This is a genomic window from Amycolatopsis sp. DG1A-15b (assembly GCF_030285645.1).
GTDB lineage: Bacteria > Actinomycetota > Actinomycetes > Mycobacteriales > Pseudonocardiaceae > Amycolatopsis.
The window spans coordinates 6,597,585-6,614,350 of sequence record NZ_CP127296.1; the positions used below are offsets into that span (position 1 = coordinate 6,597,585).

The following is a 16,766-nucleotide window of genomic DNA, read 5'->3' on the forward strand; positions in this document are numbered from 1 at the left end:
CATCTTGATCACGGAGAAACAATATGCCGGCGATATCCCGCGATGCCTACGATCCGCTCGTGAACAGGCGCCCCGGGCTCAGCGCGCGGCTGAAACTCACCCTCAGCTACGCCGGGTTCCTCATGCTCGCCGGTGGGGTGCTGCTCGCCGTCGTGCAGGTGTCCCTGCTGCGCTACGTGCCGGACAACGACCAGGGCCTGCTCGGGATCGCTCCGAACCGGTACCTCCTCACGCGCATGTTCGCTCCCTCCGCGGCCACCGCACTCGGTTTCCTGCTGGTGTTCGGGCTGCTGGGCGGCTGGCTCCTCGCCGGCCGGATGCTCGCCCCGCTCACCCGGATCGCGGACGCCGCCCGGCTGGCCGCGCACGGGTCGCTGTCCCACCGCATCCGCCTGACCGGCCCCTCCGACGAGTTCCGCGAGCTCGCCGACGTCTTCGACACGATGCTCGAACGACTCGAATCCCAGGTCGGCGAGCAGCAGCGCTTCGCCGCGAACGCCTCCCACGAACTGCGCACCCCGCTGGCCGTTTCGCAGGCCATCCTCGACGTCGCCGGCCGGGACCCGACCTACGAACGGGGTGAGCTCATCGATCGGCTCCGCACGGTGAACACGCGGGCGATCGACCTCACCGAGGCCCTCCTGCTGCTCAGCCGCAGCGACCGGCGGCACTTCACCCGCGAGCCCGTCGACCTTTCCCTGGTCGCCGAAGAAGCCGCCGAAACGCTGTTGCCGCTGGCGGAACAGCGCCGGATCACGCTCGGCGTCACGGGCGAGCCGGTCCACACGGCCGGGTCCGCCGCGCTGCTCGTGCGCATGGCGACGAACCTCGTGCAGAACGCGATCGTCCACAACGTCCCGGACGGCACGGTCACCGTCCACACCGAACGACGGCGCTACGCGAGCGTGCTGCTGGTCGAGAACACCGGCCGGCTGCTTCCCCCCGAGCTGGTCCCGACCCTGACCGAGCCCTTCCAGCGCGGGACCCGGCGCACGCGCACCGACGAGCACGACGGCATCGGTCTCGGGCTGGCGATCGTGCACAGCATCGTCCGGGCCCACGACGGGATGCTCGAGCTGGCTCCCCGCCCGGCCGGCGGCCTCCTCGTCACGGTCCGGCTCCCCGCCGGCCGGTAAATTTTTCGGGATCGATTCAGTAAATTCTGCTAGCCTCGCCACGTCTCGCGGCTCACCGTGGCGCCGCTCCCCGCTCGACGGACTCACGAGGAGTGCGATGACTGCCATTGTCCGCGTCAAGGGCCGCGAAGTGCTGGACAGCCGGGGCAACCCGACGGTCGAGGTCGACGTCGAACTGGCGGACGGTTCGCTCGGCCGGGCCGCGGTGCCCTCCGGTGCCTCCACCGGCACCCGGGAAGCGGTCGAGCTGCGGGACGGGGACAAGTCCCGGTTCCACGGCAAGGGCGTGCGCAAGGCCGTCGACGCGGTCAACACCGAGATCGCCGAGGCGATCGTGGGCCTCGACGCCGAGGCGCAGGCGACCGTCGACCGGACGCTGATCGAGCTGGACGGCACCGCGAACAAGGCCCGGCTCGGCGCGAACGCCACTCTGGGGGTGTCGCTCGCCGTGGTCAAGGCGGCCGCGGCCGCCAGTTCCCTGCCGCTGTACCGGTACGCCGGCGGCGTGTTCGCGCACCTGCTGCCGATGCCGATGATGAACATCATCAACGGCGGCGCGCACGCGGACAACCCGATCGACTTCCAGGAGTTCATGATCGGCCCGGTCGGCGCGACGACGTTCGCGGAGGCGGTGCGGATGGGCTCCGAGGTGTTCCACACGCTGCGCAAGTCCCTCCACGACGCCGGGCACAGCACCAACGTCGGCGACGAAGGCGGCTTCGCGCCCAACCTCAGCTCGGCCGACGAGGCACTGGAGTTCGTGCTGCGGGCCATCGAGCAGTCCGGCTACACCCCCGGCGAGGACATCGCCCTGCTGCTCGACCCGGCCGCGTCGGAGTTCTACACCGGCGAGGTCTACGACTACACCGGCGAAGGCCGCAAGCGCAGCGTCGAAGAGCACGTCGCCTACCTCGCCGACCTGACCGCCCGCTACCCCATCGTGTCCATCGAGGACGGTCTCGCCCAGGACGACTACGCCGGCTGGAAGCAGCTCACCGACACCATCGGCGAACGCGTCCAGCTCGTCGGCGACGACGTCTTCTGCACCAACGTGAACCTGCTGGCCGACGGCATCGAACGCGGCATCGGGAACTCGATCCTGGTCAAGGTCAACCAGATCGGCACCCTCACCGAGACGCTGACCACCGTCGAAACGGCGCACAAGGCGGGCTACTCCGTGGTCATGTCCCACCGCTCCGGCGAAACCGAGGACACCACGATCGCCGACCTCGCGGTCGCCACCAACTGCGGCCAGATCAAGACCGGCTCGCTGTCCCGCGCCGACCGCACCGCGAAGTACAACCAGCTCATCCGCATCGAAGAAGAGCTCGGCTCCGAAGCCCGCTACGCGGGTGCGAGCACGATCAGCGGCCGCCGCTGAGCTCACCGCGGCCCGGAGGCACCCGGACCTCCGGGCCGGTTCACCCGCGGGACACGTGGCGCACCACCACGCCGACGATCTGCTCCCGCGGCACGAACCCGTAGTGCCGGGAATCCCAGCTGCTCGGCCGGTTGTCGCCGAGCACGACGGCGCAGCCGCCGGGCACCACCTCGCCGCCGAGGCCGTGCACGTCCGGCTCGGCCCAGCCGGACGGGAGGCGGTCGCCCGCCACCGCCACCACGCGCTTGAGCAGCAGCTGGTCCCCCGTCGGCGCTCCGCTCGGCAGCTGCGGGAAGCGCATGAGGGCCACCTGGCCGCGGCGCGGGCGGCGGGTCCGGCGCACCAGGACCCGGTCGCCGGACAGCAACGCCGGGGCCATGCTCGGACCGTCCACTGTGGTCATGATCAGCCGCCGGCGGGCGGCGAACACGCTGCCGGCGATCAGCAACCCGAGGAAAACCGGTCCTTTCACGACACCGCCTGGTAGCCGTCGGCCTGCAGGCGGAACAGACGCGCGTAGCCACCGTCTGCGGCGAGCAGGCTCTCGTGCGTGCCCAGCTCGCTGATCCGGCCGTCCTCGAGCACGGCGATGCGGTCGGCGTCGCGCACCGCGCTCAGCCGGTGCGAGATGAGCAGGCTCGTCCGGCCTTGCCGGTGCTCGCGGATGCGCGCGTGCACCTCCTGTTCGGCCTCCGGGTCGAGGCCGGAGCTCGGCTCGTCGAGGATCATCAGGTCCCGGCTCTCCCGGACGAGCGAGCGGGCCAGCGCCAGCCGCTGCCACTGCCCGCCGGAAAGCACCACGCCGGTCGAGGTGTCCTCGGTGCCGATCTCGAAGATCCGGGTGAGCGGTGTGTCGTAACCCTTCGGCAGGGCGGCGATCCGCTCGTGCGCGCCCGCCCGGGTCGCGGCGTCCACCAGCCGGGCCCGGTCGTCCAGCGCGGACAGCTCGCCGAGCCCGATGTTCTCGGCCGCGGTCATGTCGTAGTTCATGTGGTCCTGGAAGACGGCGCTGATCCGCTGGCGCAGCAGGGCGGGCGGCAGGTCGCGCAGGTCGACGCCGTCCCAGAGGATCTGCCCGCGCGTCGGGTCGTACATGCGGCACAACAGCTTCACGAGCGTGCTCTTGCCCGCGCCGTTGAGGCCGACGAGGGCGACCGCCGCACCGTGCGGGATGGTGAGGTCCACCCCGCGCAGCACCCACGGGTGGTCGTCGCTGTAGCGGAACCAGACGTCACGCAGCTCGAGCCCTTGCCGCAGGGCGGGAACCGTGTCGCGGGAACCGCTCGGCAGATCGGGTTCCGCGTGGACCACGGCGACGTAGTGCGCGAACGACAGCAGCCGGGCCTGTCCGCCGGCGATCGACGACGCCAGCGTGCCCAGCGCGGCCTGCACGCCGGCGACGGCGGCCACGAACATCGAGACGTCGCCGGCGCTGAGCGACCCGTCGTACGCCGAGGTGATCGCCCACCAGAGTCCCGCCCCGGCGACGGCCGCGCTCAGCGCCGTCAGCCCGCCCATGGTCCACAGCTCCCGCTCGTCCATGCGGCGCTGGGCTTCGTTGGCGCTGCGGCGCTCGTCCATCAGCCGGGCGCGCAGGAACGCCCCGATGCCGAACAGCCGGATTTCGGTCGCGGCGGGGATGCCGGTGAGCAGCTGGCTGTAGAAGAATTCGCGCCGGGTGAACCGCTCGATGCGCCACTCCACCGCGGCCCGGCGCCGGGCCAGCAGCAGTTCGGCGAGCAGGGCGGGGATCGCGGCGGCGAGCACTACGCCGGTCATCGCCGGGCTCAGCAGGAGCAGCGAGCCGAGGAACCCGGCCAGTGAAAGCGTCCCGCTGAGCGTGCCGCCGACGCCGTCGACGATTTCCGGCATCCGGCCGCAGCTTTCCTGGGCCAGCCGCAGCCGGTCCTGGTAGGCCGGGTTCTCGAAGGTGCGCAACCCGACCTGCCTGCCCAGCGCGGCGAACAGCCGGTCGGTGGCGACGGTGCTGGCCGCGCGGCCGATCTGCGCGCGGACGTAGTGGACGACCACGGGCAGCGCGGCGACGGCGAGCCCGGTCAGCACCAGGGCCACGGCGAGGCCGCCGACCGCACCGGTGCGCTCGACGAGGCGGTCGAGGACGAGTTTGGTCAGCCAGGCGGTGGCGATCGGGGCGGTGGCCGCGGCCGCGGTCATGGCCACCAGTCCCAGCAGCCGTGCCGGGCCGGACCGCCAGAGCAGCCGGGCGGCGGCCGCGCCCGCCGCCCGTACCTGCTCCGCGCCGATCCGGTGGTCCGGTTCCCCCACGGTCACCGTCCGGCGGGCACGGGCAGTTCGTGCACCCGGCCGGCGGTCGCGGTCACCCGCCCGGCCGCCACCACGTACAACGCGGGCGTCCAGGTGTTGCGGAACGCGGCGGCGACCGGGCCGCCGTCCAGCTCGGCCGTCACCACGTGGGCGACCTCGGCGAGCGCGCGCACGGTGTCCGGCTCGTCGCCGCCGAAGACGGCGAAGACGTGGTCACGGCCCTGTGCACGGGCGTAGGCCAGGAAGTCCGGCAGGGTGTCGTGGCAGGCGGCGCAGTCGGCGGAGAAGAACGCCACCGTGCCCTCGAGCCCGGCGGCGGTGAGCGGCTCGCCGTCGGTGGTGGTGACGGCGAACTCGCCGACGGCCGAGCCGGGGCGCAGCGCGAACGGCGGCTCGGACCTCGCGGCGGGCTGAGCTCGCATCCGGCGCAGGATCCCGACGGTGAGGAGCAGGTTCAGCAGGCACACCACGCCCAGCAGCACCAAGGTGGCGACGACGTAAGGCATCAGGAACTCCTTGCGAACACGACGGCGATGTCGTCCATGGCGACGACGAGCACGGCCACCACCACCCCGGCCGCGAAGGCGATGGCGGCTCCGGCGACGGGCGGCTGGTGCGCCGGCGCGAGCGCGCCGAGGACGGCGAAGCAGATCAGCAGGGTGTTGCGGACCAGGTGGCGCGGGCCGATCGGGGTTTCGGTCGCGCCGAAGCAGCGGCACGGGGCACGCCGCCCGCGTCGCAGTGAAGCGGCGATGGCGGCGGTGAAGGCCAGCAGCAACGCCGATGCGAGGACGAAGCCGGCCACGGCGGTGACCAGCACGAGGACCGCGGAGGCCAGTTCGGTGCCCACCACGGCCACCGACACCGGCGTGACCCACTTGGCGGGCATCGGCACCAGCGCGGGCACCGAACGCGCGAACCCGCGGAAATCCCGCAGCTTCGAGAACGCCGAGGCGGCGAAGACCACGGCGATCAGTGCCGCGCCGGCGGCCCGCAGGTACTCCATGTCACTCCATCCACGCCGGGCGGTGTCCGCGGGGAAGGCGGCGGACACCGCCCGGCACGCTCGGACCGGATCAGCAGGTGCTGCGGACCTTGGACCACTCGCAGCCGGTCTGCGGGCAGCAGAAGCGGTACCAGTAGCCCTTGTGGCCTTGGGCATTGCAGAAGTACTGGCCGCTGCAGGCGGAAGCCTGTGCGGTGGGCACGATCCGGTTCAGCACGCGGTCGATCAGGCGCCCCATGGTGTCTCCCTTCGACGGTGGGTGTCCGAGGTGTGGGACGCGCTACCGCGATCCCGCACCGGCTGCGAGCATCGCGGTCGGTGCGTCCGCGGGCAGCAATCCCGGACGAACCCGGACGCCGCCGCGAGTCCCGGAGAATGCGCCCCAAGGTGGCCGTCGGTGCGCTCAACGCACCCGATGTGGCCTTCGGAGTGCTCAACGCAACCAAGGCCACATCGGGGTTGTCTCCCCGTGGTGTGGCTGGTGGGGGCGTTGGGGTGGGCAGAGGCTGATGTGATCGAGGGTTCGCCAGCGGGTTTGAGCAGGGACCATTCCCGCCGAAGGCGCGGTGCTTGCTCGAGTACCACAGATGTACCGCGGCCCCACGCCTCATCACACAACAACACCTGCCCCGCCCCCACTGGGAAAAGCCCATTGGGGCGCAGGGGGCCTTGCGAATGCGCGCCGGCTCAGCCGCCGGCCGCCACTGAACAATCCGCTCCCGCGGCGATCTCCGCCGGCTCCGGCAACCCCAGCTCCCGGTGGTGGTCCCGGGCCGCGAGCCAGTGGTGCCGGGCCCGCTCCGGATCACCCGACACGGTCAGCGCCCGGGCCAGGCCCGTGTGCGCCCGGGCCGCCGCGTGCAGGCTCCCCAGGTCCACCGCGATCGCCAGCGCACACTCGTGCGTCGTGCGCGCGTGCTCCGTCCGGCCCAGTTCCAGCGACGCGTCCGCGAGGCACAGCAGCGCTTCCAGGTGCAGGTCGCGGTCGCCCGCCTGCTCGGCGATCGCGGTGGCGCGGCGGAAGTAGCCGCAGGCCTCCGCGTGGCCGCCCGAACGCAGGTGCGTGTCGCCGATGTTGAGCAGGGTGCGCCCCGTGTCGCACAGGTCGCCGGTCTGCTGGTCGATGGCCAGCGCTTTCATGTGGATCTCCAGCGCCTCGGCGTACCAGCCCAGCCGCCCGTAGACGAAGCCGAGGTTGGTCAGCGCGGTCCGTTCGCCGGCCCGGTCGCGGAGCTCGCGGGACAGCGTCAACGCCTCCCGCAGGAACCCCGCCGACCGCACGAAGTCGGCGTTCCACGACGTGATCGCGCCCAGCGTGCCGAGCGCCCGGCACTCGCCGGAGCGGTCTCCGGCGCCGCGGAAGCAGTCCAGTGCCTCCTCGACGTGCCGCGTCGCCACCTCGTAGCGGCCGACCTGGCTGTGGGTGGCGGCGAGGCTCACCAGTGCGTGCCCGCGGGCGGCCGGGTCGGCCGATTCGGCCGCGCTCGCGTGCAGGACCAGCGCTTCGCTGATGTAGCCGCCGGTCTGCAGGTAGCGGAACAGCAGCCGCGACAGCAGGCCCGCGTGGCCGGACGCCACCCCGTGGACACCGGCGCCGACCAGGTTGGCGCGTTCGGCGTCCAGCCATGCGGTCGCCGGCTCGCGGTCGGTCAGCGGCGGGATCGGCAGGCCGGGGTCGGGGACGCGCGGCCGGTAGGCCCGCATCCGCGGCGCGTACTGGTCCATCGCGGTGGCGGCCGCGAACGTGTAGTAGTCGAGCAACCGCGTCAGCGCGGCCTTCCGGCCGGCGGGGGCGTCCTCGTCCTCGGCCCGTGCCATGCCGAACGCGCGGATGAGGTCGTGCAGCTCGAACCGGCCCGCCTCGTCGCGCCGCACCAGGTGCGCGGTGACGAGCCGGTCCGCGATCCGGGTCGCCTCCGCCAGGCCGGTATCGGCGAGCGCCGCGATGCCGTGGGCGTCCAGGTCCGCGCCCGGGTGCAGCGCCAGCAGCCGCAAGGCCCGCCGCTCCGGCTCGGCGAGCTGGTCGTAGGACAGGCTGATCGACGCGTCCACGGCGTTGTCGAGCCGCAGGTGCGCGCGCCGCTGCTCGAGCCGCTCCAGGTGGTCGGCCAGCAGCCACGGCCGGTGGGCCGGCGCGGTCATCCACAGCGCGGCGAGGCTCAGCGCGAGCGGCAGCCGGCCGAGCTCGGCGGTGATCCGCCGGGCCACGCCGGGTGCCTGGTCCACCCGCTCCGCGCCGACGGTGCGCCGCAGGTACGCGAGCGCGTCGTCCGGGCTCAGCACGTCCAAGGGCACGTGCGTGGCCCCGGCCGGCCCGGCGAACGCCAGGCGGCTGGTGACGAGCACCGGACCGCCCCGCTCGCCGGGCAGCAGGGGGCGGACCTGCTCCTCGCTGCTCGCGTTGTCGAGGACGACCAGCAGCCGCCGCCCGGCCGATCGTTCCTGGTAGACCCGCGTCTTGCCGGCCAGGTCGGCGGGGACGGCGTGCCCGGGCACGCCGAGCAGCCGCAGGAAGGAGTCGAGCACCGCGGCCGGATCGACCGGCGGCCGGCCGGGGTCGGGGTGGAACCCTCGCAGATTCACGAAAAGCGCGTTGTCGCACCGGCCCGTGCGCAGCAGCTCGTGGCCGGTGTGGACGGCCAGCCCGGTCTTGCCGACCCCGGCCATGCCCGCGATCACCGCCACCCGCCCGCCCGCGCCGTCGCCGAGCACCGCGCCCAGCCGCGCGAGTTCCGCCCGGCGCCCGGTGAAGTGCGCGTCCGCCTCCGGCAGGCCGAGCTGCGCCTGGACGAAGGTCGCCGCCTCCGCGCGGCCGCGGACCACCCGCAGCACGTGCTGCCAGTCGGCGACGTACCCCGGGTCCGGGTGCAGCACCTCGACGACGGCCAGCAGCAGATCGGTGTTGGGCCGCGCCCGGCCGGGCTTGAAGCAGTCGGCGACGGTGGTGCGGGCGGTCCGCTCGCCGGGTGGCCGCCCGGCGGCCGTCCAGAGCCGGTTGACCCGCTCGGCGATCTGCGCGTACGACGGGCCGCCCGCCCACGCCTTGAGCAGCCGCAGCTGCGCGATGAGCTCGGCCAGCGTGCGCGCCTGGCCGGGATCGGGTGGTTCGGTGAACGCCATCCCGCCATGGTGGCCGCGTTCACCCGGCCGGCGTCCCGGTTTCCCGGAGATGGCCGCCCGGTTCGGGCTCAGCCGAACAGTGACAAATCGACCGAGTCGGCCAGTGCCCGGTAGCCCGCGTCGCTGCCGTGCAGGTAGTCACCGGAGTGGAGGTCTTCCCTGATCCGGCTGGGGTGGTCCGGGTCGCGCCAGACGGCGTCGAAGTCCAGCACCGCGTCGAACGCGCCGCCGGTGCGGATCCACTCGTTCACCACCTGGCGTGCGGTCTCGCACCCCGGGGTGAAGGCGTCGGCGCCTTCGAAGGGCGCGATCGTGGTGGCGTAGACCCGCACCCCGCGTTCACGCGCCCGCGTCACCAGCTGCCGGTAGCCGGCGATGACGTCGTCCGTCGTCACCGGTGCGCCGGGGAACATCTTCAGGAAGTCGGCCAGCGGACCGTCGTCGCGCGGGGCGAAGGAGATGGCGAGGTCGTTGCCGCCCACGGACACCACGACGCAGCCGAGGCCCGGCGTCGCCAGCACGTCCCGGTCGAAGCGGGCCAGGACCGCGGACCCGATGCCTTCGTCGAGCAGCCGGTTGCCGCTGATGCCCTGGTTGACGACGAAACCCGCGCCTCGCGCGGCCAGCAGCTCCGGCCAGCTGTGGTGGGTGTCCGGAGTGGACCCGGCGCCGTCGGTGCGCGAGTCGCCGACCACGACGACGGCCGTGGCCGGGGCGTCGGGGACCACGTCGACCGCGGAGATGAGCGCCCGCACCGGCAGGACGGTGGCGTCCGCCGGCAGCACCGAAGCCGCGACGGCGTCACCCGGGATCGTCCAGCCGGTGTCGAAGACGGGTTCGTGGCACGTACAGGTTTCCACGCGCTCGGGCAGGTAGAGGCTGACGGACAGCTCGGTCAACGCCGCCGCGGGCAGCTCCACCGGGTCACTCAGCATCGGTGCGCCCGTGGGAATGGTGACGGCCGTGGCACCGGAGAACGTCAGCACGCGCCCGTCCCGCACGCCGCCGCCGGGCACCGCGAGGCCCACTTGCGCCGCGCCGATGGTGACGGGCGCGGTGCCGAACTCGTTGGTGAAGCGGACGCGCACCCGGCGCCCGCCGCCGCTGAGGCGCACCACCTGGCGGAGCGTCACGTCGGCGAAGGGCGGGTGGTCGTCGAGCGAGCCCAGCCCGCCGTACGGCGATTGGGGCGAGGCGCCCCAGCTGCGGACCCAGCCGATGTTCGTGTCGGTCATCTGTTGCCTCCCGTGGTCGTGCTGACCTCCGAAGGCTGCGGTGGGCCGCGCACACGGGACGCACGCCGCGCTCACACGCACCGCCCTCGTTGAGGCCACGAGGCCGGGCACGCGAAGATCGGGGCATGGACGGGCTTCGCATCACGCTGCTGGGCACGTTCCAGGTGTCCCGGGGTGACACGGTCCTGCCCGTCCCGGGCGCGCGGTTGCGGGCCCTGCTCGTCCGGCTGGCGCTCGCCGGTGGCCGCGCGGTCGAGCCGGGGGTACTGGTCGACGCGGTGTGGGGCGACGAACCGCCGTCCGGCACCGCCTCCGCCCTGCAGACCCTCGTTTCCCGGCTGCGGCGCACCCTCGCCCCGGCCGACGGCTTGCTCGTGCAGGTCGCGGGCGGCTACCGGCTGGCGGTGACCGACGTGGACGCCGTGCGCTTCGAGCAGCTCACCGCGGCCGGCCGGGAGCGGCTGCGGGCCGGGGACGCCGAAGCCGCGAGCGCCGCCCTCGCCGAGGCGGTGGCGTTGTGGGGCGAGCCCGCGCTCATCGCCGCCGTCGCCCCGGCGGTGGCGACCCGGCTGGCCCGGCTGTCGATCGAAGCCATCGCGGACCTCGCCGACGCGGAACTGTCGCTGGGACGCGCCGAACCGGCCGCCGCCCGGCTGACCGCGCTGCTGGCCGAGCACCCGGCGCACGAGCGGGCGGCGGCCCTGCTGATGGACGCGCTCGCCGCGCAGGGACGTCAGGCCGAGGCGCTGTCCGTCTACGAGCGCGTCCGCCAGACCCTGGCCGAAACCCTCGGCGCCGACCCGGGCACCGCGCTGCGGGAACGCCACCTGCGTCTGCTGCAACCCCTCCCGGCCCCGGCCCCGGACCGGCTTCGGCCCGCTCCCCTGCCCGCGCCGCTGACCAGCTTCATCGGCCGCGACGACGACCTCGCGCGCGTCTCCGCCCTGCTCAGGACCGGACGCCTGGTCACCGTCCTCGGCCCCGGTGGCGCCGGCAAGACCCGGCTCGCGCTGGAGGCCGCTCGCCGGCACGGCCACGACGTCCGGCTCATCGACCTCGCCTCCGTCACCGAACCGGCGAAGGTGGCGCCGGCCGTGCTCGCCGGGATCGGCCTGCGCGGCAGCGCGCTGTTCGACGCCCGCAAGCGCGCCGGGGCGGAGCACGCTGACGAGCTGGACGTGCTCGTCAGCGAGCTCGGCGGCCGGGAAAGCCTGCTGCTGGTCGACAACTGCGAGCACCTGATCGACGCCGTGGCCCACCTGGTCGCGACGCTGTTGCCCCGCTGCCCCGGCCTGCGGGTGCTCGCCACCAGCCGCGAACCCCTGGCCGTGGACGGCGAAGCACTGGTACCGCTGGGCCCGCTCGCCCTGCCCGGCCCGGACGACGACGTCCGCGAAGTGGCCTCGGTGCGCCTGTTCACCGAGCGGGCCGCCGCCGTGCGGCCCGGTTTCGCCGTCGACGAAACCACGCTGTCCGACATCGTGCGCGTGGTGCGCGGCTTGGACGGCCTGCCGCTGGCCCTCGAGCTGGCCGCCGCCCGGTTGCGGACGCTGTCGCTGCCGGACCTGGCCGACGGGCTCGCCGACCGGTTCCGGCTGCTCACCACCGGCAGCCGCACCGCGCCGCCGCGGCACCGCACCCTGCGTGCGGTCATCGCCTGGAGCTGGGAGCTGCTCGACGAGCGCGAACGCACGGTCGCGGACCGGATCGCCGTCCTGCCCGGCGGCGTCACGTCCGCCTCGGCCGCCGCCGTCTGCGCGGGCACCACCGTGCCCGCCGGCGAGGTCCCCGACCTGCTCGCCGCCCTCGTCGACCGGTCCCTGCTGCAGCTCGCGCCCGGCACCGGCCGCTACCGCATGCTCGAGACGATCCGCGAGTACGGCATCGAACGGCTTGCCGGCGATCTCGGCCCGGTTCGCGACCTGGCCGCCGCCCACTTCACCGGGCTGATCACCCGCCACGACGCCGAGCTGCGCGGGCCAGGCCAGCTGGCGGCCATGGCCGTCATCGGCGCCGAGTACGACAACGCGGTCGCCGCCCTGCGTCACCTGTGCGCCACCCACGACTCCACCGCCGCGATCGCGCTGGCCCTCGCGCTCACCTGGTACTGGCAGATGTTCGGCCGCGACTCCGACGCCGGCTACTGGCTGGGCGAGGCCCTGGCGGTGCCCGGCGGCGAGCCGACGCCCGAGCGGGACTGCGCCCGGGCCGCCCACCTGCTCAGCCGCGCGGACATCCTGTCCGGGATCAGCGCCGGGGAAGCCGCGGAAGACCGGGCGGAGATGCGCGAGCTGGCCGGACGGCTGCTGGCGCACCCGCGGCTGCCCGGCCACTACCGCGTGTTCGGCCCGATGCTGCTCTTCCTGCTGGGCGACGAGTCCGCACTCGCGATCTTCCGGCAGCTGGCCGACGGTGACGACGTGTGGCTGTCCGGGCTGGCTCACATGTTCCAGGCCGAGATCGCCGAAAACGCGGGCGAGCTCGACCGGGTGCGCGTCCACGTGGCGGCCGCGCTGGCCGGCTTCCGGCGGGCCGGCGACCGGTGGGGCCAGTCGGCGACGCTGCCGATGCGGGCCCAGTTGCGGCGCTACGAAGACCTCGACGGCGCGCTGGCCGACCTGCGCGAGGCCCAGGCGCTGGCGGGCGAGTTCGGCACGCTCAGCCTCGGCGACCAGCTCTACAACGACCTGCGCTGGATCGACCTGCACATCCGGCGCGGCGAAACCGGCCGGGCGCTGGCGGTGATCGGCTCGGTCCGGGAGCGGCTGCTGCGCGCGTCGTCGGCGGAACTGCCGGTCCTGATCGACGGCTGGGAGGCCGGCCTGCGCGTGCGCCTCGGCGACCTGGCCGGGGCCGGGGCCCTGCTCGACGACGCCGAACGCCGGCTGCTCGTCGACACGGGGTTCCCCTCCGACCACGCCCGGGCGCTGATCGCCGGCGCGCGGTCCGCGCTCTGTCTGGCCCTGGGCGACCCGGCCGGCGCGGACCAGGCCGGGCGGGCGGCGTACGCGGCCGCGCTGGCGGCCCGGGACCTGCCGATCCTGTCGCTGGTGACGGTGCACACGGCCGCGCTCGCCGAAGCACGTGGGCGCCGGCGGGAGCCGGCCGTGCTGCTCGGCGTCGCCGCCCGGCTGCGTGGCGCGCACGACCGCACCGATCCGCAGGTCCGCGAGCTCACCCACCGGGGCCAGGCCGCCCTGGGCGAGGCCGAGTTCGCCGCGGCGTACGCGGAGGGCTGGGAGCTGGATGCGCCGGCAGCCGTCGCCGCCGCTGACCCGGCGCGGCTCTCCGGGTGAGCGCGGTGTGCGCGCCGTGTGCGTGACGGCCGTCAGTCTCGAGGCACGTTCAAGACCTCGAGAAAGCGGTTTGTCATGCATGACGTGGTGATCGTGGGAGCCGGCCCGGTGGGTCTGTTCCTGGCCTGCGAACTCGGCCTCGCGGGCTGTTCGGTGCTGGTGCTCGAACGGGAGCCGGAGCCGCGGTCCCCGTGGCGGAGCTTCCCGCTCGGCATGCGGGGCCTGTCGGGCGGATCGGCCGAGGCGTTCTACCGCCGCGGGATGCTGCCGCCGCTGCTGGCCGCGTCGGGCGTGGCCGAGCGGCCCGTCACGGACGAGCCGGCCCCGCCGCAGTCGGTCGGCCACTTCGCCGGGACGCCCCTCGACCCGGCCGACGTCGACCTCGCCCGCCTGCCCTACCGGCTGCCCAGCCCGGCGCTCGACGGCATCATGACCAGCCTCGAGGCGGTGGAGACGGTGCTGGCCGAGCGGGCCGGCAAGCTCGGCGTCGAGATCCGCCGCGGCGTCGCGGTCACGGCGATCACCCAGGACGACTCGGCGGCGGTCGCCCGGGCCGGGGAGCAGGAGTACCCGGCCCGCTGGCTCGTCGGCTGCGACGGCGGCCGCAGCACGGTCCGGCGGCTCGCGGGCTTCGACTTCGACGGCACCGAGCCGCAGCTGACCGGCTACCTCGCGCTGGTCACGCTCGCCGATCCCGGTCTCCTCGCTCCGGGCTTCACCGTGACCCCGCAGGGCATGTACCTGACGATGTCCGAGCCGGGCCACCTGGGCGTGCTGGACTTCGACGGCGGCGCGTACGACCGTTCCCGGCCACCGACCCGCGAGCACCTCCAGTCGGTGCTGCGCCGGGTGTCGGGCACCGACGTGACGCTCGGCGAGCTGCACCTCGCTTCCACCTTCACCGACCGCGCGAAGCAGGCGACCACGTACCGCCGAGGACGCATCCTGCTGGCCGGAGACGCGGCCCACATCCACTCCCCATTGGGCGGCCAGGGCCTCAACCTCGGCATCGGCGACGCGATGAACCTGGGCTGGAAGCTCGCGGCCACGGTGGCCGAGTGCGCACCTTCGGGCCTGCTCGACACGTACACGGCCGAACGCCACCCGATCGGAGCCCGGGTACTCGACTGGTCCCGAGCCCAAGTGGCGGCCATGCGCCCGGACCGCCATTCCCGCGCAGCCCGGTCCGTCCTCCACGACGTTCTGTCCACACGCGACGGAACAACGTACGTTTTCGAGCGCACCAGCGGGACTTCGCTGCACTACGACCTGGGCGAGCAGGGTCTGGTAGGCCACAACGCCCCGGACTTCGCACTGGAGAACGGAACCCGCGTCGGCGACCTGCTGCACGACGGCCGCGGCGTCGCCCTCGACTTCACCGAGAACGGGCAGCTGCAAGAGGTGACGCGGCGGTACGGCGATCGGATCCGGTACGAGGCGGGCCCGGCGAAGAACGACTTGGGCTTCGGGGCGGTGCTGATCCGCCCGGACGGCATCGTCGCCTGGGCCGGTGAGCGCGTCCCGGACCGTGGCTCGTTCGAGCGGGCTGTGCGCCGCTGGTTCTGAAACCGGCAGGCGCTGAAACCTGACGCGCTCACGGTGATGATGGTCTGCATGGCGCCCCCGACCATATGACCACCCAGGAGACAGGACTTGTTCGACGTCGATCACCGCCGCCACCTCATGCCGCCGCGCCGATCCAGGTCAGCGATCCGGAGGCATCGACTCCGAGTAATGTGTCGTCACTCTCTGACACGGTCGTACCCGCGCAGACACCAGGGGTAGCCTCCGCACCTGCGGAGCCGGCGGCGCCGTGGCGTGACGCGCTCCGCCTGCGTGGAACGCATCGGCGGTATCGTCGAATGCCGCGACGGCCTGGTCCGGATCGGCCCATACCTGGTGCGGACCGACACCGCAGCCGATCTTCCGAGCCGTCTGCAGCAGGCGCTCGCCGCCCACGCGGCCGGCGAGCCGGTTTCGACCAAAGCGGTCCCTGTGGCGTTGCCGGAGGGCGACGGGCTGGACGCTGACGTCCGCGAGCTGGTGCAACTGGCGCGAGGCTTGGAGACGAGGGGAGCGGGATGACCAAGGCGCTGATCATCGGCGGGGGCATCGCGGGTCCGGTCACGGCCATGGCGCTGCAGAAGGCGGGCATCGGCTCCGTCGTCTACGAGGCTTACGAGGCGGGCGCGGACGACGTCGGTGCGTTCATGACGATCATGAACAACGGCTTCGACGCCCTGCACGCGATCGACGCCGACAAGCCGGTGCTTGAGGCGTCCTTCCCAGCCGATCGGGCGTTGTTCTGGAGCGGTTCGGGCAAGAAGCTCGGCGAAGCACCCATCGGCGGCGGTACCGCGGGCGCGTACGGGCCGCACACGATCAAGCGGTCCGAGCTGTACCGGGTGCTGCACGAGGAGGCCACCCGGCGCGGGATCACGATCGAGCACGGCGAGCGGCTCGGCGACGTGGACATCTACGCCGAGCGCGGCATCGCGGCGTTCTTCGAGGACGGCTCCCGCCGTGAAGGCGACCTCCTGATCGGCGCCGACGGCGTCCACTCGGCCACCCGGGAAATCATCGACCCCGCCGCGCCGCAGCCGCGCTACACCGGAACGGTCGTGCTCTGCGGCTACGCCCGCGAAGCGCCGGTCGACCCGGTGCCGGGGGTGTACCGGATGATCTACGGCAAGCGCGTGTTCTTCGCCTACACGACCGCCCCGGACGGCGAGACGTGGTGGTTCGTGAACCTGCCGCGCCCGGAGCTGTCGAAGGCCGAGCTGGCGGCGACCTCGCTTGAGGAGTGGAAGCAGCAAGCGACGGCCCTGCTCCGGCGAGACCGTTCGCCGGCGGCCGCGATCGTGGAGGCATCGGAGCAGATCCGGGCGAGCAACGGCTACGACATCGCCTCGACGCCGAGGTGGCACGCCGGCCGGATGATCGTCATCGGCGACGCCGCCCACGCCGCGGCGCCGAACGCCGGGCACGGCGCGTCGATGGCCATGGAGGACGCCGTGGTCCTGGCCCAGTGCCTGCGCGACCTGCCCGAACCGGCGGCGGCGTTCCGGGCCTACGAGCAGCAGCGCCGGGAGCGGGTCGAACGTCTGGTGGCGACCAGCGCGAAGATGGGCGGCACGGCCACCCCCGGCCCGGTCAAGCGGCTCATCCGCGACGTGGCGATCGCCAAGCGGCTCAAGAGCGGCCCGCGCAACACGGCGGCGTGGCTGACCCAGCACCACATCGACTGGGATGAGCCGGTGTCACAATTTAGAGTGTGACACCGGCCGGCGTCTCTTAGAGCGCGTC

Annotated in this window: 13 protein-coding genes; 6 read left to right on the forward strand and 7 right to left on the reverse strand. The window is 73.5% G+C overall.

Annotated features, from left to right (window positions below; translation table 11 throughout):
• Positions 1-59 precede the first annotated feature (59 nt).
• Together QRY02_RS30220 and eno are read left to right on the forward strand one after the other, a co-directional pair.
• The gene (locus QRY02_RS30220; RefSeq protein WP_353067999.1) at positions 60-1,136 is read left to right on the forward strand and encodes a sensor histidine kinase; all 1,077 of its coding nucleotides are present in this window, start codon (positions 60-62) and stop codon (positions 1,134-1,136) included.
• A gap of 97 nt (positions 1,137-1,233) precedes the next feature.
• The gene (gene eno / locus QRY02_RS30225; RefSeq protein ID WP_285986225.1) at positions 1,234-2,517 is read left to right on the forward strand and encodes a phosphopyruvate hydratase; all 1,284 of its coding nucleotides are present in this window, start codon (positions 1,234-1,236) and stop codon (positions 2,515-2,517) included.
• A gap of 40 nt (positions 2,518-2,557) precedes the next feature.
• On the opposite strand, the gene QRY02_RS30230 is transcribed toward eno, so the two are convergent.
• The 7 genes from QRY02_RS30230 to QRY02_RS30260 form a co-directional block, all read right to left on the reverse strand.
• Positions 2,558-2,989 (reverse strand): S26 family signal peptidase, encoded by a 432-nt coding sequence (locus QRY02_RS30230; RefSeq protein WP_285986226.1) that lies wholly within the window; start codon positions 2,987-2,989, stop codon positions 2,558-2,560.
• Positions 2,986-4,803, reverse strand: a complete 1,818-nt coding sequence (locus QRY02_RS30235; RefSeq protein ID WP_285986227.1) for an ABC transporter ATP-binding protein — start codon at positions 4,801-4,803, stop codon at positions 2,986-2,988. Before QRY02_RS30235 ends, QRY02_RS30230 begins: the two co-directional genes overlap by 4 nt.
• Positions 4,804-4,805: 2 nt before the next feature.
• Positions 4,806-5,309, reverse strand: coding sequence for a thioredoxin domain-containing protein (locus QRY02_RS30240; RefSeq protein ID WP_285986228.1), 504 nt, complete (start codon positions 5,307-5,309; stop codon positions 4,806-4,808).
• Positions 5,309-5,809, reverse strand: a complete 501-nt coding sequence (locus tag QRY02_RS30245) for a MauE/DoxX family redox-associated membrane protein (protein WP_285986229.1) — start codon at positions 5,807-5,809, stop codon at positions 5,309-5,311. Before QRY02_RS30245 ends, QRY02_RS30240 begins: the two co-directional genes overlap by 1 nt.
• Positions 5,810-5,879: 70 nt before the next feature.
• A complete protein-coding gene (locus tag QRY02_RS30250; protein ID WP_285986230.1) occupies positions 5,880-6,047 on the reverse strand; it encodes a hypothetical protein in 168 nt (55 codons plus the stop codon).
• Positions 6,048-6,496: 449 nt separating this feature from the next.
• Entirely contained in the window at positions 6,497-8,929 is a 2,433-nt protein-coding gene (locus tag QRY02_RS30255) for a tetratricopeptide repeat protein (protein WP_285986231.1), read from the reverse strand.
• Between the two features lie 68 nt (positions 8,930-8,997).
• Entirely contained in the window at positions 8,998-10,164 is a 1,167-nt protein-coding gene (locus tag QRY02_RS30260) for an SGNH/GDSL hydrolase family protein (protein ID WP_285986232.1), read from the reverse strand.
• 125 nt (positions 10,165-10,289) lie between these two features.
• Here QRY02_RS30260 and QRY02_RS30265 point away from each other — a divergent pair, with 125 nt between their 5' ends.
• From QRY02_RS30265 to QRY02_RS30280, 4 genes are all read left to right on the forward strand, one after another.
• A complete protein-coding gene (locus QRY02_RS30265) occupies positions 10,290-13,460 on the forward strand; it encodes an ATP-binding protein (protein ID WP_285986233.1) in 3,171 nt (1,056 codons plus the stop codon).
• 75 nt (positions 13,461-13,535) lie between these two features.
• Positions 13,536-15,026, forward strand: a complete 1,491-nt coding sequence (locus QRY02_RS30270; RefSeq protein WP_285986234.1) for an FAD-dependent monooxygenase — start codon at positions 13,536-13,538, stop codon at positions 15,024-15,026.
• Positions 15,027-15,296: 270 nt separating this feature from the next.
• Positions 15,297-15,545: a DUF6545 domain-containing protein gene (locus QRY02_RS30275; RefSeq protein ID WP_285986235.1), complete on the forward strand. Its 249-nt coding sequence runs from the start codon at positions 15,297-15,299 to the stop codon at positions 15,543-15,545.
• Entirely contained in the window at positions 15,542-16,738 is a 1,197-nt protein-coding gene (locus QRY02_RS30280) for an FAD-dependent oxidoreductase (RefSeq protein ID WP_285986236.1), read from the forward strand. Before QRY02_RS30275 ends, QRY02_RS30280 begins: the two co-directional genes overlap by 4 nt.
• The last annotated feature ends 28 nt before the right edge of the window (positions 16,739-16,766 follow it).